Here is a 22915-nt window from a genome sequence, read left to right on the forward strand (position 1 = left end):
TGAGTTGCTACCCCTCCCCCAGCACAAGCCGTTCGAGCCGACCGCTAAAAGCCTCTAAAAATGCTTACTAATGAGCAAACTACCCCCACCCGCCGCACGTGGTGGGGCTGGCTGGCACTGGCCGCCGGGCTGCTGGGCGCTGGGCTGCGCCTGTGGCAGTGGCAGCGGGGCACCAGCTTTTTTTTGGATGAGCTGGCCGTGCTGCATAACCTGGCCAGCCGCCCGGCCGCCCAGCTCCTTGGCCAGCCCCTGGCCGATGCGCAGGTAGCCCCGCCCCTGTTTTTACTGGCCGAAAAAGCCTGCCTGACGCTGCTGGGCCGCTCGGAGCTGGCCCTGCGGCTGCCCGCGCTGCTGGCGGCCCTGGTGGCGCTGCCGCTGCTGTGGGCGGTGGCGCGGCGGATGCTGGCCGCGCCGCTGGTGCCGCTGGCGCTGCTCACGTTCGCGGTCGGCTTCACCTTTATTTATTACGGCACGCAGGTGAAGCAATACGCCGGCGACGTGGCCGCCGCCTTGCTGGTGCAGTGGCTGGCGCTGCGGCTGCGCGAGGCGCGGCCCCCTACCTCCCGCTTTGGGGTGGGCGCGGCGCTGGCGGGGCTGGTTGTGCCGTTTTACTCGCAGGCCGCGGTGCTGGTGCTGGCGGGCTGCGGCGCGGCGCTGGTGCTGCTGGCGGCGCTCGATGCGGGCCGGCCCCGGCTGCGGGCCACGGCGGGGGTAGTGGCCGGCTGGGCCGTGGGCTGCGGCCTGAGCCTGCTGCTGGGCGAGGCCACGCTCACGCCCCCGACCCGCGCCTTCATGCACTTTTTCTGGCACGATGGCCTGCTGCAGCTTTCGCCCCGCCTACCCCTAGTTTTTGCCGGCGAGCTGGCCGAGCGCTGGGCCAACGGCCTGGGCTGGCCCCACCCGGCGGGTATCTGGGTAGCGCTCACGCTGTTCGGGGCCGGGTGCCTGTGGTGGCGGCAGCGCGAGGCGGCCCTGCTGCTGCTGGCCCCGTGGCTGGTGGCACTGCTAGCTTCGGTACTGCAGCAATTCCCGCTGCGCGCCCGGCTCATGGATTTTCTGGTGCCCAGCCTGATTCTGTTTCTCTTCGCGGGCTGGCAAGCGCTGGCCGGGTGGGTGGCCCGCCGGAGCCGGCCGCTGGGCCGGGGCCTGCTGGCGCTCGGGGTGGTGCCCATCCTCGCCAGCCTCGGGCACCACGACCTGCCACCCTACTGTGCCGAGGATACCAAGGGCTTGTACGCGCAGCTGGCGCGCGCGCGCCGGCCCGGCGAGGCCATGTATGCCTACTACGGGGCCGGGCAGTCGCTACGCTGGTACGGGCCGCAGCTGGGCCTGGGGCCGGCCACCTACCGCCTGGGCCACTGCTACCGCCAGCAGCCCGATGCCGCGCGCCAGTACCTGCGGGAAGTAGATGCCTTCCGGGGCCGCCGGATGTGGGTAGTGCTGGTGCATTTCAATCCCCCCGACGCCCAGGCCCTGACCCGGTACCTGGACAGCATCGGGCGGCGCGGGCCCCGGCTGCTGGCCCGTAGCCAGGGGCCGCCCGTTATTCTGGACTATCCCGTGGCCTACGCCCAGCTCTACGACCTCACCGATGCCCGCCGGGCGGCCCGTTTCGCAGCGGCCACGTTTCCGCTGCCCCCTACCCCCCCTACCCAAGCCGATGAGGCGTGCTGGAGCTGCTACGGGCCGCAGGTGCTGCCGGCCAGCCAGCTTCCAGGCGCTACGCTTTGCCCATAAACAGTGCTGTTCCGGCCGGACGGCGTGGCCCCGCTACCGCTTCACAACCAGGTATAATTGCCGCAGGGCGGCCACTGTGCCCAGGCCCAGCAGCGCGCCGACTATACCCCAGCCAATATCGTCGAGGTCGAACGAGCGGCTGGCCAGGAAAAGCTGGCCTACCTCGGCCAGCACCACCAGCCCGGCCAGCCCGGCGAAGGCCATCAGCCAGTGCCGCCACGGCCGGTTTTGGAGCGCCAGCCAGCCGCCCATCAGCCAACCCAGCCCCACCAGCGGCACCGCCGTGCGAATAGTATCGTTGCGGTTTTCGTCGGCCCAGTGGGCCACGCCGCTCGGAATAAACCATACGAGGCCCATTTTGGGCATCGGCAGCCAGCTCAGGTACAGCACGAGGCCCGCCCCCAGCAGCAGCAGGCCGTAGAAAAAAAGGTTTTTTAGCATTGGCTACCCCTTACGTAAAGGTTGGGCGCGGGGTAGTTAATTTTCTCCGCAAATATACCGGCCCAGTCTGCTAGCGGGGGTCGAGCTGCGCGATGTCGGTAATGGGAGCCATCGTGTTGAAGCTAATAGAAAGAAACTAAGCGCCTAATTCATCCGCTACCCCCCTATCATTGCCCAACCGCGGCACCTTGTTCTGGCCACCCAGCCGGCCCACGCTTTTCATGTAGCGCTGAAACGCGCCGGCCGGCAGCGGCGTAAGCCGCAGCGAAGCCAGGATGCTACCCTGGCGCAGGTCGTCGTAATAGGTATTGCGCTGGCGCAAAGCCGCATCCAGGGCGGCGGCGAAGGCCGGGGCATTAGTAGGAGGGTAGGCAAATTCGATGAGCCACTCGTGGCGCGAGGGCTGCATTTTATCTGCGCTGATGAGCGGGGCTACGGTGAATTCGGTGACCTCCGTTTCGGGGTGCTGGCGCACCGCCTCCCGCAGGGCAGCTTCCACTTCCTCGCCAATGACGTGCTCGCCGAAGGCGGAGAGAAAGTGCGCGATGCGGCCCGTAACCACCACCCGGTGCGGGTGCAAATCCACGAAGCGCACGGTGTCGCCGAGCGAATAGGCCCAGAGGCCGGCGTTGGAGGTCAGCACCACGGCGTACTGCTGGTCCAGCTCTACGTCGGCGATGGAGAGGCGGGGCGGGTTAGCTTCAAAAAACCGCTCGGCGGGCACGAACTCGAAGAAAATACCGCTGGCGAGGCGCAGCAGCAGACCGGGGTTGCCGGGCTGGTCCTGGAAGGCCAGGAAGCCCTCGGATGCCGGAAATAGCTCGATACTATTCACTGGCCGGCCAATGCTTTCGAGCAGGCGGGCGCGGTAGGGCTCCATGCTCACGCCGCCCGACACGAAGAGGTCGAGCTGCGGGAAAAGCTCGCCCACCGGCCGGCCGGCGCGGGCCACGAGGCGGTCGAAATACATCTGTACCCAGGGCGGAATGCCGGAGATGAGCGTCAGGGGCTGGCCCAGGGTTTCGGCTACGATGGCATCGAGCTTGGTTTCCCAGTCCTCGATGCAGTTGGTGGCGTAGCTGGGCAGCTGGTTACGGCGTAAGTAGCGGGGGATGTGATGGTTCACGATGCCCGAGAGCCGGCCCGTGGGAATGCCGCCTACCCTCTCCAGCTCGGGCGAGCCGGAGAGGAAAATCAGCTTGCCATCCAGAAAGCGGCTGCGGCCGGTGGCGGCCACGTAGTGCAGCAGCGCGTCTTTGGCCCCGCTGATATGGTTGCCGATGCTGGCCTGGGTAATCGGAATGTACTTCGCGCCGCTGGTGGTGCCGCTGGTTTTGGCCAGGTACAGCGGCCGGCCGGGCCAGAGGATATCCGGCTCGCCTACTTTCATGCGGTCGAAATACGGCCGCAGGGCCTCGTAGTCGCGGATGGGCACGCGGGCGGCAAAGTCGGCGGGCGTGCGGATGGTCCCGAAATCATGGGCCCGGCCGAAGGCCGTGCCGGCCCCTACCCCCACCAATGCGCGCAACAGGCGCAGCTGGGTGGCGGCGGGCCGCGCCTGCCACTGGCGGTAGCGGTACACGGTATAGGCGGCCAGCGGGCGGCTCAGGGCGGCTTTGATTCCCATGAAGGGCAAAAGTAAGCTTGTGGAGACGCGACCCTTCGCGCCTCTCCCGTGAGCGCAATTTCCGACCTCGAAAGACGCGAAAAACCTACCCCCACAACGCCCGCCCCCTGTTTGCCCGTAAGGACAAGCGCCGGGCGATACTGCCCGCATTTTTTTATATTCCTATGATTGACCAATTTGGCAAGGCCGAGTGGCACGGCGACATTCACGGCCACGGCGACATCACAACCAAGAGCGGCGTGGTGCAGGCGCAGTACTCCGTTAAATCGCGCTTTGAGGGCCAGAAGGGCACCAACCCCGAGGAGCTGATTGGCGCAGCCCACGCCGGCTGCTACACCATGTTTCTAACCAACATCCTGGGCAAGCACGGCCACACCGTAGATACCATCCGCACGACCTCAACCGTGACGCTGGACCCTGACCAGGACCCGCCCAAAATTACCAAAATCCACGTCAGCACCGAGGGCAAAGTTACCGGCGGCAACATCACGCCCGAAGATTTTCAAAAGCACGCCGAGTTCGCCAAAGAAAACTGCCCCGTGTCGCAGCTTCTGAAAGCCGTGCCCGAAATGACGCTGGAAGCGAAGCTTGTGTAGTGATTAACGTTTAGTGATTAGTGATTAACGTCGTGATTTTCAACAAGACATTGATAATAAGACCGTTGCCATTTAATCACTAATCACTAAACGTTAATCACTAATTTTGCCCCATGCCCACTGGTACTACCCGCATTCGCCTCCGCCCTGCCAACTCGTCGCGCCTCTCGTTTGGGGTGCAGGTATCGCTGGCCTTATTTGCCATTATTTACGCGGTACTGATGCTGCGCAACTCGCCCAGCACCCAGAATTTTTACTGGCTGAGCTACGTTTTTTTAGCGCTGTGCCTGGTATATCTGGGGTTTATCCTGGTGCACAACGCGCCGGTGTTTGGTACGCAGAGCTACTTTGAGTTCGCGCCCGGCTACCTGGTGCACAAGGCGGGCCTGTTTCGGGCCAAGCAGGTGTTTGCGGCCGAAAACATGAGTATGCTGGAGCTGCTGCCTCGCCAGCTGCGGGTGCGCCTCAAGGACGGCGATATTCACGTGCTAAACATGCGTGAAGTAAAGGGTACCCGCCGCCTGGCCGTGCTACGGGCGCTGCTCGAAAACTTCGCTACGCGCTACGGCGTGGCGCTGCGCGAAGACCTGCCTACGGCGAAGAGCCAAGCAAAATAGCTGCGGGTGAGTAGCTTGCGCGCCATGAAATGCTTTCGCGGGCTCTCGCTGCCACCGCTACTTCTGCTGCTGAGCCTGGCCGCCGCCCGGCCGGCGCGCGCCCAAAGTGGCTGCCCCGACCCGCAGGCCAGCAACTACAACCCGGCCGCAACTCGCAACGATGGCTCGTGCCAGTACCCGATTACCGGCACGGCCCTACCCCCCAAAGCTGCGCTGAACCCGGAGCTGAACGAAAGCTCGGGCTTGCAGGTGGCGAGCGGCGGCCTGTGGTCGCATAACGACAGCGGCAATGCGCCGGTGCTATTTCGGGTAGACTCGGCCAGCGGGCGTACTATGCAGCGGGTGCGCCTGCACGGCACAGCCAACGTGGATTGGGAGGACCTGGCCGCTGATGCTACCTACCTGTACGTGGGCGACTTCGGCAATAATTTCGGCAACCGCCGCGACCTGCGCATTCTGCGGGTGGCGCTCGCGGACCTAGGGCCCGCCGCTGATTCGGCCGGCGCGCAGGTTATTGCCTTCCGCTACCCCGACCAGACGGATTTTACGTCGCGCCTCAACCAGCATAATTTCGACTGCGAGGCGATGTTTTTTGCCCACGACTCACTGCACCTGTTTACCAAAGACTGGGTGGATTTTAAAACCCGCTACTACACCGTGCCGGCCGCGCCGGGCAGCTACGTGGCTCACCTCAAAGCCACCTTTGACGTGAACGGGCTGATAACGGCCGCCGATATCAACCCCGCCGGCACCGTGGCCGCGCTGCTGGGCTACGACACGCGCAACGGCGCGGCCTTCGCGTGGCTGCTGTCTGATTTTAAAAGCACGGCGTTTTTGGGCGGCAACAAGCGGCGTATCGAGTTACCCAGCGTCTTGCGGGTAGGGCAGGTCGAGGGGTTGGCTTTCGCGGGCCGCGACCAACTTTTTATTTCCAATGAGCAGTTGAGCAACGCGCTGGTGACGGTGCCGGCCCAGCTTTACGGGCTGGCAGTGGGGCGCTGGCTGCCAGGTACAGCCCTGGCCACGACCTCGCCGCGCAGTACCGACGTGGGCATTGTAGCTACCCCCAATCCCGCCCGGCAGCGCCTGCACCTGGCCCGCTCGGCCGGCGCGGCGGGCGTGGCGCAAGTCCGCATCCTCAACATGCAGGGCCAAGAGGTGCTGGCTGATACGCTGGCGGCCGAGGCCCGGCAGCAGGACCTGGACTTGGCGGGCCTCTCAGAAGGGGTATATATCCTTGAAGTGCAGTTGAGCGGCCGCACGCACACGCAAAAGCTGGTGGTGCCGTAGGGTAGCGGCCGTTAGCCGAAGATGTCAGCCAGCGGGATTTCTACGCCTAGCACCGCATCCAACACGGCGCTATCGCTGGCGAAAGAGTGGTAAGCCGTGGGACCAGTAAACACTGCGATGGTTCCCACTGCTGGCAGCACCAGCCAGCACGAGCGCACCCCGGCCGCCAGAAAAAGCCGGGCTTTTTCGAGTAGCGAATCTAAATCCTGCTTGGGCGATAAAATCTCGATGGTCGTCAGCGGGGCCTCCTTTACCCACAAAATATCCTGCTGCATATCGGGCGTAAGCTTTGGAAAAATGGCTAAGTCCAGCACCAGTTTTTTGCCGTTTAATTCCAGATTTAACTCAGATGTGATGGTGTGCGTCCGGCGTAGGCGGTTATTAAGCTCGGTAATTAAATTACTCTGCACAATACTGTGATTAAAGCTAGGCATAGGTTTGCCGCGTTCGAGTTCGTAATCGGAAAGATGGGTTTGCAGCGCTTCCATAGGTACCTGGTTTTTTCAAAGATAACCAGCCCGGCCACAATTCGTTTCGTAAGAGGAAGCACGGCCGCAACCGGCCGCCGCGCCTATTTTTACAGCTTCACCATTCCTTATTTGTTCTTTCTCATGCCTCTCTCCCCCGACGTTCAGCAGCGCATCAATACCTGGCTCACGCCCGCCTACGATGCTGATACCCAAGCCGAAATCAAACATTTAGTTGATACGCAGCAGGACGACCAGCTCAACGATGCATTTTACCGCTCGCTGGAATTCGGGACCGGGGGCCTGCGCGGCATTATGGGGGCGGGCTCGAACCGCATGAACCGCTACACGCTGGGCATGGCTACCCAGGGCTTGTGCAATTATTTGAAGCTGAGCTTTCCTAATCAGGAAATTAAAGTGGCCATCGCCCACGACTCGCGCAATAACTCGCGCCTGTTTGCCGAGACGGTAGCCGCCATTTTCTCGGGCAACGGCATTACGACGTATCTCTTTGACGACCTGCGCCCTACCCCCGTCTTATCCTTCGCCATCCGGCACCTGGGCTGCCAGAGCGGCTGCGTCATCACGGCCTCGCACAATCCCAAGGAGTACAACGGCTACAAGGTGTACTGGAACGATGGCTCGCAGGTAGTTTCTCCCCACGACAAGAATATTATTACGGAGGTAAACCGAATTACCAGCCCCACAGAGGTAAAATTTGAGGCTAATCCCAGCCTGATTCATATCATTGGGAAAGAGGTGGACGATGCCTACCTGGCCGAGGTGAAGAAGCTGAGCATCAATCCCGCCGCCATTCAGCAGCAGCACGACTTGGGCATCGTGTACACGCCTATTCACGGCTCGGGTATTAAGCTGGTGCCGCCCGCGCTGGCCGAGTTCGGCTTTACCAATGTGAGCGTGGTACCGGCCCAGGACCAGCCCGATGGCAACTTCCCCACGGTGCAGTCGCCGAACCCGGAAGAAAAAGCCGCCATGCAAATGGCCCTCGACCAAGCCAAGACCCAGAACGCCGACCTCGTGCTGGCTACTGACCCCGACGCCGACCGCGTGGGGGTAGGCGTGAAGGATGAAAATGGCGAGTGGGTGCTGCTCAACGGCAACCAGACCGCCGCGCTGCTAACGCACTATATTCTGTCGGCACGGGCCAAGGCCGGCAAGGCGCAGCCCAACGATTTTATCGTCTACACCATTGTGACGAGCGATATTCTGGGCGACATTGCGCACCGCTACGGCGTGAAGTACTACCGCACGCTGACGGGCTTCAAGTACATCGCGGGCCTCATTCGGGAGCTGGCGGGGCAGGAAAATTACGTGTGCGGCGGCGAGGAAAGCTACGGCTTCCTCATCGGCGACTTCGTGCGCGACAAAGATGCCGTAACGGCTTGCGCTCTCGTGGCCGAGATGGCCGCCGTAGCCAAAGGTCAGGGCCGCACCCTGTACCAGGAAATGCAGCAGATGTACGCCGAGTACGGCCTCTACGTGGAAGACCTCATCTCACTGACTAAGAAAGGCCAACGTGGGGCCGAAGAAATCAAAGAAATGATGGTGGATTTGCGCAAAAACCCGCCCAAGATGCTAGCTGGCTCGCCGGTAGTTGAAATCCGCGACTACCAGACCGAAAAAATTCACTATCTCACCACCGGCCAATCGGGAGGTACCGGCGTGGAAAGCTCCAATGTGCTGCAATTCATTACTGCCGCCGGCGACAAAATCTCCGCCCGCCCCAGCGGCACTGAGCCTAAAATCAAGTTCTACTTCAGCGTGAAGGAACCGCTGGCCTCTATTGCTGACTACCAGGTTACCCACCAGAAAGCGGAAGCCAAGATTAAGCAGATTATCGAGGAAATGCAGCTGAAATAAGCGCTACTGGTCATGGAGAGCGCAACGAAGTGAAGCGCGACAATCCTTCCTTCACGTTAGGGTTACTAATCCAACGTGAAGGAAAAATTGTCGCGCTTCACTTCGCTGCGCTCGCTATGACCATTAAGTACTTTACGCCCGCTGCATTTGCAGCTGCTTCACCTGCTGCGTGAGGTCCAGCACCATGCTGGCTAGGTGCTCCAACGATACGCCGCCGATGGGGAATGCACTGCTGATATAGCTCTTAGCTTCCCAGATTTCGAGCACGTCCTCGGCTTTGAGGTCGTAGGGCGAGTACACGGGGTTGTCGGAGTGCAGGGCAAATAAGTGGCTCTGCTTGAGCTTGTTGAAGACGCGCTTGAACACAATGCCGTCCTTCTGGCTCACCACGATGCAGGGCGTACCATCCTTGATGTTGCTCCAATCGTCCACGTAGCGGCCCACGATGGTGGTGCCGCTGGCGAGGGGTAGCATCGAGTCACCCGCGATTTCGAAGGCCCGGTAGGTGCCGGTGCTGGCCAGCATGGGCAGCCGGAAGCGGGGTAGCTCCTCAATAAACTCGCGGTCGGCGTAGCCGTTGAGGTAGCCGGCGGCGGCTTTCAGGGGCACTAGCTCAATATTTTCCTTATTATCGGAGCCAACCGTGAAGGCTAGTACGCGCAGGGGCTTCTCTTCGGGCAACTCATCGGTGAGGGGGCCGGCTTCGCGCAGGGCAGCGGCGGTTTTGGCGTTCTTGCGCTTCGTAAAGTCGGTGGTCGCCAGCGAGTCGAGCGGGATGTTAAAGAGCCGGGCCATGTTAACGAGCGTGGCCAGACGTGGCTCGGCGCGGCCTTCTTCGTAGGCCCCTACCAGAGAGCGCTTGATGTTCAGCTTATCAGCTAGTTGCGCTTGCGTGAGGCTCAGCTCGCGGCGCCAGAATTTGAGGTTGGTATTAATCATAATGAAGGAAAACGAAGGGAGAAAAAGCCCAACGCGGCGGGCACGCGACGCACACTTTTCGGCAACACTGGCCGCAAGTTACTAATTCCATTAGACTTGCCAACGCTGCTAGCGTCAGAATTGTTGGGCGCGGCCGTTTTTTTATCGAAAAAGCCCAAAAAAACCGTTCTGGCTCAGAACGGTGGTTGAGCTTAATAATGCTTGCAAATGTCTCCGATAAAACGAAGAACGTCATGCTGAGCCTGTCAAAGCACCGCTACTGCGCCGAGAGAATTAGTAATTCCAATGACTGCGGTAGAGATGCTTCGACAAGCTTAGCATGACGTTCTTCGTTTTATCGTCCTACCCCGCCTTGCCAGGGGCGGCCCGGCCGGGTGCTGCGAAATAGTGCTTAAAGAATATGAGCAGCACCGTGAAAAACAGATTGATGGCGTTGCCGAGCAGGATGGGAAGATTGTGTTCCGCCATTCCGTACACGAGCCATAATACCATTCCGCTGGCTCCTACCCCCAACATGGGGCCGCTCAGGTCGGCGGCCGAGCGCGTTTGCCAGGTATGCACCACCTGCGGAAAAAACGTGAGGGCCGATAGCGCGGCCGCTACTAGCCCAATGTCGCTGATGAGGGTAGGCGAGAGGGGAATGCTCATGCTACCCGATACGCCAAAACGCGCCGGTTGGTCGTGCCTCTACCCCCCTTATTTGGCCAGCTCGCGCAGTACCTCCTTGGTTTTGCGCACGTGGTCGGTGGCCCCACTCAACGAATTGAAGATGTAGGCAATTTTGCCCTCCTTATCAATCACGAACGTGACGCGGCCGGGCAGCAAGCCCAGCAGGGCGCGGGGCACTTCGTACTGCTTGCGTAGCTGCCCGCCACTATCAGCCAGCAGCGGGAAGGGCAAGCGGTGCTTCTGGCTGAATTTCTGGTGCGACTTCTCACTATCTGAGCTCACGCCGACCACAACCGCGCCCAGGTCCAGGAAATCGGCGTACTGGTCACGGAAGGCACAGGCTTCGGCCGTGCAGCCGGGTGTGTCGTCTTTGGGGTAGAAGTAGAGTACTACTGGCCGGCCGCGCTGCTCAGCCAGATGAAAAGTGTCGCCTTTATCAGTAGGCAGGGTAAAATCGGGGGCTTGGTCGCCTAGTTTCATTTAATAATTACCATTTATCAGTTAACAGCTTTTCTTCGACAAACAGCCGCTTGCCAGGATGAACTTCTGAATGCTTACACAACGTGCCGAGGAGGTTATTGTTAGCAGAGCTTGTGCAGAAGCCCTATGTTAACTGAAACTACTTGCTTAGCCAGCCGTTGGCGGCCATCCAGTTCTTGAGCAAGTCTACCCACTGGGTGGGGGTAGTGGGGTTGGTGAGGCCGAAGCCGTGGCCGCCCTTAGGAAAAATGTGCAGCTCGGCGGGTACCTGGTGGTGGTGCAGGGCCTGGTAAAATACGAGGCTGTTTTGCACGGGCACCACGTTATCGTCCTCGGCTTGCACGAGGAAGGTAGGCGGCGTTTGGCTGGTTACCTGGAGCTCGTTGGAATAGAGACGCTGCTGCTCGGGACTGGGGTTCATCCCCAACAAATTATCGCGCGAGCCTTTGTGCATAATGCTGTCGGCGAAGCTGATAACCGGGTACAGCAGCACCAAAAACGCGGGCCGCACCGAAGCCGGACCGGGGTTTGGGCCGGCGGGCTGGGCAAAGTGCGTGCCCGCAGTAGCTGCCAGGTGCCCGCCCGCCGAAAAGCCCATCATACCAATTCGCTCGGGGTTGAGGTTGTACTTAGGGGCCAGCTGGCGCACCATGCGCAGGGCCTGCTGGGCATCGAGCAGCGGCGCGATGCTTTTATCGGGCTGGCTCTGGTCGTTGGGCAGGCGGTATTTCAGCACGAAGGCCGCTACCCCCAACTCGTTGAGGCGCTGGGCCACGGCGTAGCCCTCCTTGTCGATGGCCAGCCGCGAGTAGCCTCCACCGGGGCAAATAATGACTGCGGTGCCGTTAGCTTTTTCCCGTGCGGGCATAAAAACGGTGAGCGTGGGCTGCACCACGTCGGCTACGCTGGTGTTAGCGCCCTGGCCGGTGGTAGCTTCCTTCAGCTGGCTAGGCTTCGAGTCGGGGATAGCGCCACTGTAGAGGGGTAGCACGGGCGCGGGCGTGCCGGCCACGGTGGCCTGAGCCCGCAGGCGGCCAGGCATAGTAGAGCAGACAATACCCAAGGCGAGAAGCAAAATGGCTTTTTTCATAAAATTTTGACTCAGTGAAAAAGGTGCGGGCCAGCAATAGGCAGGCCTGACGCGCGCAGCTACCTGCCTTTCCGACATGAAAACGAGCAATCCTGAATTTCGTTTTGACTACTGCTGGCGGGCGGCTACCTGCCATGAGCACTGGGCTCACAAAAAAAGGGGGTAGGCACTAGCGTCTACCCCCTTTTTTTGTGAGCCCAGTGTCTTACTCCAGACGCCTGTCCAACACCCGCGCCACGCTTTCGAGGCAGCGGCTCACGGGCTGCCACACCTCTGGGTCGCTCAGGTCGAGGCCCTGGCTGCGGCTGGCCAGGTAGCGGGCCAGGGTCGAGCTTTCGTCCAGCGCCTGGGCCAGCTCGTGCTGCGCATCTTCCCACTCGGCCGGCTGGCTTGTCACCAGGTAGTGGTAGCGCAGCTCAATGGTGCGGCTTACGAGGCGGGCGAGGCGGGTGAGCAGGCCCGCTTCGGTAGCGGTGAAGCCCCGCACCTCCTTGTCGATAACGGCCAGCATACCCAGGCGGGCGTGGTCGGTGGCTACTAAGGCAGCACCGGCGTAAAAATTAAGGCCTACCGCCTGCGCCACGTCGGGCTTGATGAGGCTGCAGCTTTCGGGCTTGTAGTCCGATACCACTACTTCATCGCTCACCAGGATGGCGGCCGAGCACATACTTTCGCCGCGCGCCAGGCCCGGCGCGCTACCCCCCGCCATTGCCTTGAACCAGACGTATTCCGAATCGACGAGCGAAATAAGGGCGATGGGCACGCCGAAGAGCCGCGCGGCCCAAGCCACGTAGTCGTCAAACACCAGCTCGGGTGTAGTATTCACAATCTGGTACCGATGCAGCGTTCGCAGCCGGGCGGCATCGTCGGCGGGTATTAGCCTAGCAGGAAAAATAGTAGCCATCGGTAAAATGTTAATTATCAGTAATTTGCCTCACTACCGGGCAAATCAATCAAAATAAGCTGAGAGTCACGGGCGGCCGTTATTTCGAGTACGTCTTCGGCATCAAGGCGGGCCTGGTCATTAGGGCCTAGCTCCGTACCATTGACCGTGATGCTTCCTTCTTTCACGTAGATAAAAGTAAGTCGTAATGGGAAAGTCTTGAAAACCAGGGTCTTTCCACTGTCCAGATTACTCCAATAGATGGTGCTGTTCGAGTTGAGGTACACCACGTCTTCGAGCACGCGCTGGCCGGTGGCCAGGGGCACCAGCTCGTTGTGATGGCCTTTCAGAAAGCCCAGGTCTTTCTGCTCGTAGCTGGGAGCCAGCCCCTTCTGGCTGGGCATAAACCAGAGCTGATAGAGATGCAGGGGCTGGTCCTGGCGGTTCATCTCGCTGTGGGCCACGCCGGTACCGGCCGTCATGCGCTGCACCTCGCCGGTTCGGATGGTGGTGCGGTTGCCCAGCGTATCCTCGTGGCTTACCTCCCCTTCGAGCACGAGCGTAATAATCTCCATCTCGGAGTGCGGGTGCTGCGGAAAGCCATTCTGCGGCGCGATGGTGTCGTCGTTGAACACCCGTAGCGGCCCGAAATGCAGGTTGTGCCGGTCAAAATAATCGGCGAAGGAGAACAAAAAATAGGAGCTGAGCCAGGACGTAGGCGCGGCATGGTGGCGGTCGGCGGCGGAAATGTAGGCGAGCATAAGGCAGTGAAAGAATGGAAGTGAAGGTAAGCGGCAGCTACGCGCGCGGCGCGAGTCTGCCGCCTGTCTTAAAACTAGGAATAAGCAGGCTAGGTTGCCCTCGCCCGCCCTTGCTGGCGACTACCTGCCTCTGCCAAGGCGAGCTACTTACTTCAATTAATCCAACTGCTGGCAAAAGTACGCGACGCAACTTACCGCAAACGTTTGCGGATTAAATAAATAATTAAAGCGAGTAAATGAGTCTTTTTTAGGGTTTTTTTGACTATTTACCTTGTTAGTATTTTGTCACAAGTCGTACTTAAAAGTAAGTTTATTTTATTATTATCTCAGAAAAAGCCTAAATTACGTTCGTTCGGAGAGGAGAAGATGGCCTAACATTGCGGCGTCTATTTCCCACCCCTCCAACTCATGTCCTACCCCCTTCGCGGAACCGCACGCCTGGCTGGCGCGGCGGCCCTTTTGTGGCTCGCAGGCTGCGCCAAAAACGCTACTGCCCCCGCTACCCCTACCCCGTCGCTGCTAAGTGCTAGCAGCAATGCCACCACCGCCAACGGCGTGCTGATGCAGGGCTTTTACTGGGACGTGCCCCAGACCACCAGCGGCCAGACGTGGTGGCAGGTACTGGGCGGCAAAGCCAGTGAGCTGAAAAGCGCCGGCATCACGGCCCTGTGGCTACCCCCCGCTTACAAGGGCAGCGGCGCGAACGACGTGGGCTACGGCGTGTACGACCGCTACGACCTGGGCGAGTTCAACCAGAAGGGTACCGTGGCCACGCACTACGGCACGCTGGCACAGCTGCAAAGCTGCATTGGGGCGCTGCACGGCCAGGGCATTCAAGTGTATGAAGACATGGTAATGAACCACTTGACCTCAGCCGATGCGCAGGAGCAGTTCACGGTGGGCGGCACGAGCTACAACGTGTATACGAGCTTCACCTACCCCGGCCGGGCCAATAAATACAGCACCTACCAGTGGCATTATTACAATTTTAACGGCACCCAGCAGGCACCTAATAACGGCTGGTACCAGTGGAATGCCTGGGATTTTCAGCCCTACGCCAATGGCGACGCCTACGATAATTTGCTGGGCTCGGAAATCCGCTACGCCGACCAGAACCAGGTGAACGAAACCATTAGCTGGGGCAACTGGATGACGACCACGCTGAACCTCGACGGCTACCGGCTCGACGCGACTAAGCACATGCTTACCTCGTTTGTGAATTCGTGGCTGGATAACGTGAAGGGTAGCAGCGGCCGCTTCGCGGTGAGCGAGGCGTGGTTTCAGAACCTGAGCGACCTCAACAACTACGCTTCTTCTACGGGCGGCCGCACGAGCCTATTTGACGTGCCGTTGCACTACACTTTTGCCGCCATGAGCAACGGCAACGGTACCTGGGACATGCGCGGGCTGCAATTCGCGGGCTTCACGGAGGCCAACGGCGCGCTGTCGGTTTCCTTCGTCGATAACCACGATACCGACCAGACGGGCGGCGCGCTCTACTCACCGGTGGCCAATCTCAAGATGCTGGCCTACAGCTACATCCTGACCCGCGAGAAGGGCTACCCCTGCGTATTTTACAAAGACTACTACAACTACGGCCTGGGCGCGCAGCTGAAGACACTCATCGGCATTCGGCAGGCGCACGGCTTCGGCTCGGGCTACGAGTACACCAGCGCCGACGACGCCGACGTGTATGCCTACTCGCGCGCTGGCGACGCCAGCCACACCGGCCTGCTGGAGCTGCTGAACGACGGGAGCAATGCCGCCAGCAAAGCCCTTGCTACCCCCTTCAAAAACGCCACCCTCACCGACCTCACTGGCAATACTACCGGCACCGTCACCACCGACGCCAACGGCAATGGCACCTTCTCCGTGAATGCCCGCTCCTACGCCGTGTGGGTACCCAGCGGCAGCGGCACGGGCGGCGGCGGCACTACCAGCACTACGGCGGTGAAATTCACCATCAACTACAGCAACACCGTGAGCGGCCAAAACCTGTACATAGTGGGCAGCACCGCCCAGCTCGGCTCCTGGAATACGGCCAACGCTATTCAGCTCAGCGGCGCGGCCTACCCCAACTGGACCGTAACCGTGCCCCTCACCAGCGGTACCAACGTGCTCTACAAGTACTTCCGTAAGGATGGCTCGGGTAATATCCTCTGGGAAAATGACCCCAATAACTCGCTCACGCCCAGCGGCAGCACGCAGAGCGTGACCGATACCTGGCACTAAGTATCCTGTCCAAAAAGGAAGCGATTAGTAGCACGAACTGAAAGGTTCGCGCTACTAATCGCTTAGTTAAATTCCGCCTCCTACAAGCTGACCGCTAGGGCCTGGCCGGTGTAGGTCACGGTTTTTTCGACTTGGGCAGTAGCCTCGCCGCCGGTGCCGTGACCGGGCCGCACCACCACCACGCTAAAGGTGCGGCTGGCCGCCATGCCGGGGAAGCTGCCGCGCCGGGCGGTGATGCTGAACTGGCGCAGCTTGTCGTTCCAGCGCAGCTGGTAGGTGGCAAAGGCACCCTTTTCGTAATTATAGGTGTCGCCCTCGTCCTCGTACACCGTGAACTCACCGTCGGCACCGGGGTAGACGCGCAGCTCGGTGGGGCCGGTGGTGGGCTGGGTGGCGTACTCTACCTCGGGGCCGAGCGGCACGATGGAGCCGGCGCGCACGTAGAGGGGTAGGGTTTCGAGGGGCGCGGCGGCGGCAATGGTCTGGCCCCCGGCCAGCGACTGGCCGGTCCAGAAGTCGTACCACTTAGCGGCGGCCGGCAGGTACACCGGGCGGGTACCGGCCGTAGTGCGGGCCTTGGGACCGGAATACAGCTGCTCGGTAACGGGATTAACCAGGAAAGCCGGCCCGAACATATACTGGTCGGGGATGCCGTACACGTTTTTATCCTGCCGGAAATCAAACGCCAGCGACCGCATCAAGGTGTAGTTTTCGCGGGTGACGCGGGCGGCCAGCGAGTAGATGTAGGGCAACAGGCGGTAGCGCAGCTTATCATATTTGAGCAGCGTAGCCTTGGTGGCCGCGTCCCAATTGCTCGAAAACAGCGCCCGCTCGCCCTTGCCGTGGATGCGGAAAATTGGGCTGAACGCCCCAAACTGAAACCAGCGCGTGAACAGCTCGCGCGCCTGCGGGTCGGCCCAGTTCGGGATGCCCTCGGGGGCGGTGTTGGACTTGTAGCCGCCAATGTCGGAGGTCCAATACGGGATGCCCGACGCGCAGGCGTTGATGCCCTGCGGCACCTGGCTCTTGAAGGCTCGGAAAGTGGTCAGAATATCCGACGACCAGAGCGTGGCGGCGTTGCGCTGCTGCCCCGCAAACGCCTGCCGCACCAGGAAAAACGCCCGCTTGTCGGGCACGTCCGCGCGCCAGCCCTTGTAGAGGCCCTTGGTGTGCTCTAGGGAGTAGGTATTGAAAAAATCGATGCCTTTGCCCACCGCGAAATCGGCCTTGCGGCGCTCGTCGAGCAGGGCTCCGTTATCGGGCTCGCACTGGTCTACCCACCAGGCATCCCAGCCGTACTTCTGGATGAGGCCGTCGCGGGCCTGCTGCCAGTACATGTCGCGGGCCTTGGGGCTGTGGGCATCGTAGTAAGTATCGAAGGTTTTGGTTACGAAATTATCCCAGGTGATGCTGGTCAGGTTACCGGCTTTTTGCAGGGCATCGAAGTTGGCCGTGCCCTTGCCAAACACCGGCCAGATGGAAATCATGGCGTGGATATTGGCCTGGTGCAGCGCGTCTACCATCGCCTTGGGGTCGGGGTAGCGGGTAGGGTTCATCACGTGCGAGCCAATGGGCTGCGGCTCCCAGTAAAACCAGTCCTGCACGATGGCATCAACCGGAATGTGGTTTTGGCGATAGCCATCCTTCACCGAGAGTACCTCGGCCTGGGTTTTATAGCGGTCCTGCGACTGAAACAGTCCCAGCGACCACTTCGGAAACATGGGGGCCGCACCGGTCGCTACCCGGTACTGATTAATAATATGGTCGAAATCAGGCCCGTAGAAAAAGTAATAATCGACCTGCTTTCCGCTCTCCGACACGTACTTATACCGCGTATTCCCTTGCTCCGCGCCGTAGAAGTTCGACGCCGCATAGTTATCCCACAGCAAGCCGTAACCTTTGGTGGAAAGCAGCACCGGAATGGCCCCGGTCATATACTTGATGAGCATTTCCTGGTTGCGCCCCTTGTAGTTGATGGAGAGCGTGTCTTCGGGGTGGCAGCCCAGGCCGAAAAGACCCTCATCGGCCGGCGACTGGAAGCTGGTGGCGCAGTTGTAGGTAGCGATGCCGGCGATGGTGGCGGCCGTCATAGTTTTATTACCCTGCGCGGCCTCCGCCGCAATGGGCGCGCCGCGCAGGTCGAAATACGCCACCGCGTTAGTGGCTTTGTTGACCCGGATTTGCAGCCGAGCGGTAGTAATCGCGATTTGCCCGTTCTGGTCGGCTATTTTGAAGGGCGTTGTCGCCGACCACGGGTTGTTGACCACCAGCGAGGTTTTGGCCGGAAACGCGGGCAAAATGGTGTACTGCACCTGCACCACGTCGGGCCGGCACACCCGCACGCGCATTAGCCCCTTGTCGAGCTTAAACGTGACGTTATCCCCGGCCTGGGCGTAGGAGATAACGGTAGCCTGGGCGCTGGCAATCGAGGCGAGGCCGGCGGCCAGCAGCGTAGCCCGGCCAACCAGGCCGGGGCGAGGGAGCAGTATTTTTAAAAACATGGGTGGGAAATAAGCAGTTAAAATTGGGAACCAGCAGTTTGAAGCGCGCTTACAAAGGCGAAGTAAGTCGGAATGCGCGTGGTAGCGCGTCGTAACTGGTAAGACTGCCTAGTATCGGTTTAAATAGTATCGGCTCAGATAGTATTAGCTGGCTACCACCACAGTTGGCCCGCCCCGCGGCGGCGCATACGGCCTGCCTAGCGCAGCTTTGCGTAAAACGAGTACTTTTCACGCTCTCCCTTTCCCCGCATGCACTCATCCACCCGCCTCGAACACGATTTCCTGGGCGAATTGCCCATTCCCGCCGATGCTTACTACGGTATCCAGACCCTGCGGGCGCTGGAAAACTTCCATATCACGGGCATTCCGATTAAGGTAGAGCCGCTGTTTGTGCAGGCGCTGGCCTTCGTGAAAAAGGGCGCGGCCCTGGCCAATAAGGAGCTAGGCGTGCTCGACCCCGCTATTGCTGACTACATTGCGCAAGCCTGCGACCGCGTAGCCAGCGGCGAGTTCGACAATCAGTTTCTGACCGATATGATTCAGGGTGGGGCCGGCACCTCGGTGAATATGAATGCCAATGAGGTAATTGCCAACGTGGCCCTGGAAATGATGGGCCACCAGAAGGGCGAGTATCAATACTGCCACCCCAATAATCACGTCAACTGCTCGCAGAGCACCAATGACGCCTACCCCACTGCTTTTCGCATAGCCCTGAATAACAAGCTAGTCGGCTACCGCGACACGCTCTCGCAGCTGGCCGACGCGTTTTTTGCCAAGGGCCAGGAATTTCAGAACGTGCTCAAGATGGGCCGCACTCAGCTCCAGGATGCCGTGCCGATGAGCATGGGCGACGAGTTCAACGCCTTCGCCACTAACCTGCGCGAGGAGCTGTTGCGCATCGACGACTCGCGCCGGCTCATTGCCGAAATCAACATGGGGGCTACCGCCATTGGCACCGGCATCAATACGCCGCCCGGCTACGCGGGACTGGTAACCAAGCATTTGCGCCAGATAACGGGCCTCGACCTCAGCCTGGCCGGCGACCTCATCGAGGCTACCTACGATACCGGGGCCTACGTGCAGCTCTCGGGCGTGCTCAAGCGCACGGCCGTGAAGCTGAGTAAGATATGCAACGACCTGCGCCTGCTGAGCAGCGGCCCGCGCTGCGGCATCAACGAAATCAACCTGCCCGCCCTGCAGCCCGGCAGCAGCATTATGCCCGGCAAGGTGAACCCGGTGGTACCCGAAGTGGTGAACCAGACGGCCTTCTACGTCATCGGGGCTGACCTTACCGTGACGATGGCCGCCGAGGCCGGTCAGCTCCAACTCAATGTAATGGAGCCGGTTATCTCATTCGCGCTCTTCACCAGCATCTCCTACATGACCAACGCCTGCCGCACGCTGCGCGAAAAGTGCGTGCTCGGCATCACGGCCAACGTGGAGCACGCCGCTAATCTGGTTTATAATAGCATCGGTATCGTGACCCAGCTCAATCCCGTGCTCGGCTACGAAACCAGCGCCAGCATCGCCAAGGAGGCCTTGGCCACCGGCAAGTCGGTCCATGACATAGCAGTGACCGAGCGCGGGCTATTGACCCAGGAGAAATGGGACGGGATTTTCACGTTTGAAAACCTCATTCGGCCGGTGTTTATTCAATAATTCCAAACTTCTATTTGGTGCAGCGCCTACCCTATATTCTCTGATGCAGTGGATAAAGTGGCCGCTCGCGAGCGATGCATTGGCCAATCTGCTGTTTACCTAACCTGGATTCAGGTGGTTATAACCGTGCACTGCTCAATGCGCTTGTCATAGCCTTTACCCTCAAAAATGCGCTGCACGAAAATGCCCGGCGTGTGAATCTGGTTGGGGTCGAGGGTGCCAGCGGGTACTAGGAAGTGTTAACAGTAGGTAGTAGGTTCGGGAATGGAGTATCTGTTGACCGACGCGCAGTGGGCACGTATCGCGCTGCTGCTACCGGGCCGGGTTGGTACGGAAGGCGGGCGGGGCCAAGACAACCGGCGCTTTGTCGAGGCCGTGCTGTGGCTCATGCGTAACGGCTGCCGCTGGCGGGCCTTGCCGGTCGCGTGGGGCAACTGGCATACCACATACACCCGCTTCCAGCGCTGGACCGCCGCGGGCATATGGGCCCAGGTGCTGGCGGCGGTGCAGCAACATGATGCCTTGCACACGCTGCTGCTCGATTCGACCACCATACGCGCCCACCAATACGCGAGCGGGGCGCGCAAAAAAACGGGCCGCAAGCCCTGGGGCGCAGCCACGGGGGACTGACCAGTAAATTGCACGTCGTGGCCGACACTCGCGGCCACTTCGTACGCGGCTGCCTGACGGCGGGCCAGCGCCCTGATGCTCCGCAGGCCTTGCCCCTGCTCGAAGGCTTGGCCCCGGCCTACCTCCTCGCCGACCGCGGCTACGATTCCGACCCGCTCGTGGCCACCCTGGCGGCGCGCGGCACCTGCGCGGTGATTCCGCCCCGGCGCAAGCGCCGCACGCCCCGCGCCTACGACGCGGCCCGGTATGCCCAGCGCCACCTCGTGGAGCGGCTTTTTAGCCGCTTAAAGCAGTTTCGGCGCGTGGCCACCCGCCATGACAAGTCGGATACGCATTTTCTGGACTTTATTCAGCTAGCCGCGACCGTACTCTGGCTACGTGACTGTTAACACTTCCTAGTTCTAGTTTTAGAATTAGATTTTAGAAGCTAGTTCCCCCTCTTTTTTGGAGAGGGAGCCAGGGGGTGAAGTGTCGTTGGTGGATAACTAAGCCAGAACGTAACGATGCTTGGAATACAGGAAAATATATATTAACTCATTACAAGCCAAACAGCTGCCGGGCATTGCCGCTCATAAACGCCGTCAAATATTCGGGCGGAATACTCTAGTCCAACTTCGCGAGCACCTGCTCGACTATCGGGGCGGGCGTGAAGGGCGCATCACTGCCGTAGAGAATGTGCGTGGGGTCGACTATCGTGAGCAGGGTGGGCAGCAGGCGGGACAGCGGGAAGCCGGCCAGGTCGTAATACAAGCTGCGGAAGGCCGCGAATAGCTCGTCGTCGGTGGGCGTGGGCGTGAGGCCGAGCAGCCCCGCGAAGCCCGCTACCCGGTCGGCCACCACCAGGAGCGCCGCCCCGGCGTGTGGCACGATGATGCGCACCCGCGGAAACCGCGTGGTGATGCCGCGCAGCACCAAGTTGGTCACCGAGCGGGTCATTCCAAACAAGAACTCCAAGATGGGCTGGGGGTAGCCCAGGGCCAGGTCGAGGCAACACTCGCAGGAGGGCGAGGTGGGGTGGACAAACGCCACCGCCCCGCGCTGGTCCAGCTCGGCAAAAATCTGGTCGAGGTGCTCGTCACCCAGATACACGCCGTTGGCGTTGGTTTCAAACACTACCGCGTCGGCGTGCAGCACATCGAGAGCGTAGCGCAGCTCGGCCAGCGCCCCGTCGAAATCGGGCAGCGGTGCCGCCGCGTAGAAGCCGAACCGCTCTAGGTACTGGGCTTTGAGGCGGCTGCCCTCGTCATTGACCGCCCGCGCCAGTTGGCGCGCGGCGGCATCGTCGCCGAAATGCACGCCCGGCGAGGAAACCGACAAAAAAGCTTTCCGTACGCCCAACTTATCCATCTGGGCTAGGGCGGCGGCTTCGCTCCACTGGGGTAGGGCGGGTATCCCATCGGGTTGGCTGTGGCCGGCCGCCAGGGCCGCCTCGCGGTACACGGGGGCAGGTAATGCACATGAAGTCAATGCGTTCCAGGGAATTCTGGCTCAGGTTCTGACTCATGGATATGCGCAGTTAGTGGTTTAGTTTAGCCAGGGCGGCCAGCAGGCCCTGGGCAAATTCGGCGGGGTGCAGTACGTAGCCGCTCACGTGCCCGCCCGGCAGCTCCAGCAGGGGCCGGTGCAGCTGCGCGGCCAGCGCCTGCACGGCTTCATAGGGCATGGTGCCGTGCGATTCCAACCCGCCCACCGGTACTATGCGGTCGGCATAGCTGGCCAACTGGGCCATATCGAAGTGCGCCTGGGGGTAGGCGCTGGCCTCGTTCTCGAACCAGAACACGCTATTTTTCATCGCGGCCGCGTCGCGCTCACGCTGCATGAGCGGAGCATCGGCCTTGCTCACCAGCTCGGCGGCAAATTTCTGCATCACGGCCTTCATGCCTTCTGCCTTATAGGTGGCCTGCAAGTCGGTGTAGAAGTGCGCAAAGTCGCCTGCCTCGGGTAGCACTTGCAGCAGCGGGGGCTCATGGGGCACCAGAGTGCGCACCGCGGCGGGGTGGCGCGCCAGCAGCGTGAGGGCCACGATGGCCCCCGAGCTGGTGCCAAACACCGTGGCCGGCTCCGGGCTGAGGTGGGCCAGCAAGCGCTGGGCATCGTCGGCATCGGCTTCGCGCTTGTAGGGCAGGTCCTGGGGGCCTACCAATTCGCTACGCGAATACCCGCGCCGGTCGTAGGTCACCACCGTGTACTGGCCGGCCAGAAACCGCTTGATGGGCATGAAGATGTTCGCGTCGCCGTTCGCGCCCGGAATCAGTAGCAGCAGCGGCCCCGCGCCGATGGTTTCGAAGTAAAGGCGGGCACCCGGCACATCGAGGTACTGGCCGGCGACTGGCGGGGCGGATGGGATTTGGGGGGTATCCATGCGGGTTAGTAAGGGAAAGTGGAAAGGAGGCGGTTCGTCATGAAAGCAGTGTT

Annotated in this window: 21 protein-coding genes and 1 pseudogene; 9 read left to right on the forward strand and 13 right to left on the reverse strand. The window is 60.9% G+C overall.

Features of this window, described 5'->3' with window-relative positions; genetic code table 11:
- The first annotated feature begins 60 nt into the window (after positions 1 to 60).
- Complete coding sequence (locus LC531_RS09060; RefSeq protein WP_223649978.1) at positions 61 to 1737, forward strand: glycosyltransferase family 39 protein; 1677 nt, start codon at positions 61 to 63, stop codon at positions 1735 to 1737.
- A gap of 33 nt (positions 1738 to 1770) precedes the next feature.
- Here LC531_RS09060 and LC531_RS09065 read toward each other — a convergent pair whose 3' ends face one another.
- Positions 1771 to 2178 carry a VanZ family protein gene (locus LC531_RS09065; RefSeq protein WP_223649979.1) on the reverse strand — a complete coding sequence of 136 codons (408 nt, stop codon included), beginning with the start codon at positions 2176 to 2178 and terminating at the stop codon, positions 1771 to 1773.
- Between the two features lie 136 nt (positions 2179 to 2314).
- The gene (locus LC531_RS09070; RefSeq protein WP_223649980.1) at positions 2315 to 3805 is read right to left on the reverse strand and encodes a GH3 auxin-responsive promoter family protein; all 1491 of its coding nucleotides are present in this window, start codon (positions 3803 to 3805) and stop codon (positions 2315 to 2317) included.
- A gap of 164 nt (positions 3806 to 3969) precedes the next feature.
- Between LC531_RS09070 and LC531_RS09075 the strand changes: the two genes are divergently transcribed.
- The 3 genes from LC531_RS09075 to LC531_RS09085 all read left to right on the forward strand — a co-directional run bounded on the left by LC531_RS09075 (position 3970) and on the right by LC531_RS09085 (position 6308).
- On the forward strand, positions 3970 to 4401 hold the full coding sequence (locus LC531_RS09075; RefSeq protein ID WP_223649981.1) for an OsmC family protein: 432 nt from the start codon (positions 3970 to 3972) through the stop codon (positions 4399 to 4401).
- Positions 4402 to 4514: 113 nt separating this feature from the next.
- Positions 4515 to 5018, forward strand: coding sequence for a hypothetical protein (locus LC531_RS09080; RefSeq protein ID WP_223649982.1), 504 nt, complete (start codon positions 4515 to 4517; stop codon positions 5016 to 5018).
- A 24-nt stretch (positions 5019 to 5042) separates the two neighbouring features.
- Complete coding sequence (locus tag LC531_RS09085) at positions 5043 to 6308, forward strand: T9SS type A sorting domain-containing protein (RefSeq protein WP_223649983.1); 1266 nt, start codon at positions 5043 to 5045, stop codon at positions 6306 to 6308.
- Between the two features lie 11 nt (positions 6309 to 6319).
- On the opposite strand, the gene LC531_RS09090 is transcribed toward LC531_RS09085, so the two are convergent.
- Complete coding sequence (locus tag LC531_RS09090) at positions 6320 to 6796, reverse strand: Uma2 family endonuclease (RefSeq protein WP_223649984.1); 477 nt, start codon at positions 6794 to 6796, stop codon at positions 6320 to 6322.
- Between the two features lie 123 nt (positions 6797 to 6919).
- On the opposite strand from LC531_RS09090, the gene LC531_RS09095 reads away from it, so the two are divergent.
- Positions 6920 to 8656 carry a phospho-sugar mutase gene (locus LC531_RS09095; RefSeq protein WP_223649985.1) on the forward strand — a complete coding sequence of 579 codons (1737 nt, stop codon included), beginning with the start codon at positions 6920 to 6922 and terminating at the stop codon, positions 8654 to 8656.
- Between the two features lie 132 nt (positions 8657 to 8788).
- Here the strand turns inward: LC531_RS09095 and LC531_RS09100 are convergent, their stop codons facing one another.
- From LC531_RS09100 to LC531_RS09125, 6 genes are all read right to left on the reverse strand, one after another.
- The gene (locus tag LC531_RS09100; protein WP_223649986.1) at positions 8789 to 9595 is read right to left on the reverse strand and encodes an XRE family transcriptional regulator; all 807 of its coding nucleotides are present in this window, start codon (positions 9593 to 9595) and stop codon (positions 8789 to 8791) included.
- 342 nt (positions 9596 to 9937) lie between these two features.
- Positions 9938 to 10243: a SemiSWEET family sugar transporter gene (locus tag LC531_RS09105; protein ID WP_223649987.1), complete on the reverse strand. Its 306-nt coding sequence runs from the start codon at positions 10241 to 10243 to the stop codon at positions 9938 to 9940.
- Between the two features lie 48 nt (positions 10244 to 10291).
- Positions 10292 to 10744 carry a peroxiredoxin gene (locus LC531_RS09110; protein ID WP_223649988.1) on the reverse strand — a complete coding sequence of 151 codons (453 nt, stop codon included), beginning with the start codon at positions 10742 to 10744 and terminating at the stop codon, positions 10292 to 10294.
- Between the two features lie 139 nt (positions 10745 to 10883).
- Complete coding sequence (locus LC531_RS09115; protein ID WP_223649989.1) at positions 10884 to 11834, reverse strand: alpha/beta hydrolase; 951 nt, start codon at positions 11832 to 11834, stop codon at positions 10884 to 10886.
- Positions 11835 to 12039: 205 nt separating this feature from the next.
- Positions 12040 to 12738, reverse strand: coding sequence for a GAF domain-containing protein (locus LC531_RS09120; RefSeq protein ID WP_223649990.1), 699 nt, complete (start codon positions 12736 to 12738; stop codon positions 12040 to 12042).
- Between the two features lie 17 nt (positions 12739 to 12755).
- Positions 12756 to 13478 (reverse strand): pirin family protein, encoded by a 723-nt coding sequence (locus tag LC531_RS09125; protein ID WP_223649991.1) that lies wholly within the window; start codon positions 13476 to 13478, stop codon positions 12756 to 12758.
- 408 nt (positions 13479 to 13886) lie between these two features.
- Here LC531_RS09125 and LC531_RS09130 point away from each other — a divergent pair, with 408 nt between their 5' ends.
- Entirely contained in the window at positions 13887 to 15710 is a 1824-nt protein-coding gene (locus LC531_RS09130) for an alpha-amylase (protein ID WP_223649992.1), read from the forward strand.
- A gap of 80 nt (positions 15711 to 15790) precedes the next feature.
- Here the strand turns inward: LC531_RS09130 and LC531_RS09135 are convergent, their stop codons facing one another.
- A complete protein-coding gene (locus LC531_RS09135) occupies positions 15791 to 18211 on the reverse strand; it encodes a glycoside hydrolase family 31 protein (protein WP_223649993.1) in 2421 nt (806 codons plus the stop codon).
- Between the two features lie 249 nt (positions 18212 to 18460).
- Between LC531_RS09135 and aspA the strand changes: the two genes are divergently transcribed.
- A complete protein-coding gene (gene aspA / locus LC531_RS09140; protein WP_223649994.1) occupies positions 18461 to 19870 on the forward strand; it encodes an aspartate ammonia-lyase in 1410 nt (469 codons plus the stop codon).
- 110 nt (positions 19871 to 19980) lie between these two features.
- On the opposite strand, the pseudogene LC531_RS09145 reads toward aspA, so the two are convergent.
- Positions 19981 to 20103 (reverse strand): annotated as a pseudogene (locus LC531_RS09145) (succinyl-CoA--3-ketoacid-CoA transferase); the annotation flags it as partial.
- Positions 20104 to 20134: 31 nt separating this feature from the next.
- Between LC531_RS09145 and LC531_RS22680 the strand changes: the two are divergent.
- Together LC531_RS22680 and LC531_RS22685 are read left to right on the forward strand one after the other, a co-directional pair.
- Positions 20135 to 20500, forward strand: coding sequence for an IS5 family transposase (locus LC531_RS22680; RefSeq protein WP_262903273.1), 366 nt, complete (start codon positions 20135 to 20137; stop codon positions 20498 to 20500).
- An 8-nt stretch (positions 20501 to 20508) separates the two neighbouring features.
- Complete coding sequence (locus tag LC531_RS22685; RefSeq protein ID WP_262903274.1) at positions 20509 to 20889, forward strand: IS5 family transposase; 381 nt, start codon at positions 20509 to 20511, stop codon at positions 20887 to 20889.
- A 214-nt stretch (positions 20890 to 21103) separates the two neighbouring features.
- Here LC531_RS22685 and LC531_RS09155 read toward each other — a convergent pair whose 3' ends face one another.
- On the reverse strand, positions 21104 to 21940 hold the full coding sequence (locus LC531_RS09155; protein WP_223649995.1) for an amidohydrolase family protein: 837 nt from the start codon (positions 21938 to 21940) through the stop codon (positions 21104 to 21106).
- 76 nt (positions 21941 to 22016) lie between these two features.
- Positions 22017 to 22862 (reverse strand): alpha/beta hydrolase, encoded by an 846-nt coding sequence (locus LC531_RS09160; protein WP_223649996.1) that lies wholly within the window; start codon positions 22860 to 22862, stop codon positions 22017 to 22019.
- Positions 22863 to 22915 lie beyond the last annotated feature (53 nt).

Origin of the sequence: Hymenobacter psoromatis (assembly GCF_020012125.1) — a bacterium.
GTDB lineage: Bacteria > Bacteroidota > Bacteroidia > Cytophagales > Hymenobacteraceae > Hymenobacter > Hymenobacter psoromatis.

Bases quoted from the DNA above. Each gene is read 5' to 3' on its own strand.
- LC531_RS09105 (WP_223649987.1), bottom strand. From the start codon at position 10,243: ATGAGCATTCCCCTCTCGCCTACCCTCATCAGCGACATTGGGCTAGTA.
- LC531_RS09110 (WP_223649988.1), bottom strand. From the start codon at position 10,744: ATGAAACTAGGCGACCAAGCCCCCGATTTTACCCTGCCTACTGATAAA.
- LC531_RS09090 (WP_223649984.1), bottom strand. From the start codon at position 6,796: ATGGAAGCGCTGCAAACCCATCTTTCCGATTACGAACTCGAACGCGGC.
- LC531_RS09125 (WP_223649991.1), bottom strand. From the start codon at position 13,478: ATGCTCGCCTACATTTCCGCCGCCGACCGCCACCATGCCGCGCCTACG.
- LC531_RS09120 (WP_223649990.1), bottom strand. From the start codon at position 12,738: ATGGCTACTATTTTTCCTGCTAGGCTAATACCCGCCGACGATGCCGCC.
- LC531_RS09160 (WP_223649996.1), bottom strand. From the start codon at position 22,862: ATGGATACCCCCCAAATCCCATCCGCCCCGCCAGTCGCCGGCCAGTAC.
- LC531_RS09115 (WP_223649989.1), bottom strand. From the start codon at position 11,834: ATGAAAAAAGCCATTTTGCTTCTCGCCTTGGGTATTGTCTGCTCTACT.
- LC531_RS09100 (WP_223649986.1), bottom strand. From the start codon at position 9,595: ATGATTAATACCAACCTCAAATTCTGGCGCCGCGAGCTGAGCCTCACG.
- LC531_RS09085 (WP_223649983.1), top strand. From the start codon at position 5,043: ATGAAATGCTTTCGCGGGCTCTCGCTGCCACCGCTACTTCTGCTGCTG.
- LC531_RS09065 (WP_223649979.1), bottom strand. From the start codon at position 2,178: ATGCTAAAAAACCTTTTTTTCTACGGCCTGCTGCTGCTGGGGGCGGGC.
- LC531_RS09070 (WP_223649980.1), bottom strand. From the start codon at position 3,805: ATGGGAATCAAAGCCGCCCTGAGCCGCCCGCTGGCCGCCTATACCGTG.
- LC531_RS09135 (WP_223649993.1), bottom strand. From the start codon at position 18,211: ATGTTTTTAAAAATACTGCTCCCTCGCCCCGGCCTGGTTGGCCGGGCT.
- LC531_RS09130 (WP_223649992.1), top strand. From the start codon at position 13,887: ATGTCCTACCCCCTTCGCGGAACCGCACGCCTGGCTGGCGCGGCGGCC.
- LC531_RS09095 (WP_223649985.1), top strand. From the start codon at position 6,920: ATGCCTCTCTCCCCCGACGTTCAGCAGCGCATCAATACCTGGCTCACG.
- aspA (WP_223649994.1), top strand. From the start codon at position 18,461: ATGCACTCATCCACCCGCCTCGAACACGATTTCCTGGGCGAATTGCCC.
- LC531_RS22680 (WP_262903273.1), top strand. From the start codon at position 20,135: ATGGAGTATCTGTTGACCGACGCGCAGTGGGCACGTATCGCGCTGCTG.
- LC531_RS09075 (WP_223649981.1), top strand. From the start codon at position 3,970: ATGATTGACCAATTTGGCAAGGCCGAGTGGCACGGCGACATTCACGGC.
- LC531_RS09080 (WP_223649982.1), top strand. From the start codon at position 4,515: ATGCCCACTGGTACTACCCGCATTCGCCTCCGCCCTGCCAACTCGTCG.
- LC531_RS09060 (WP_223649978.1), top strand. From the start codon at position 61: ATGCTTACTAATGAGCAAACTACCCCCACCCGCCGCACGTGGTGGGGC.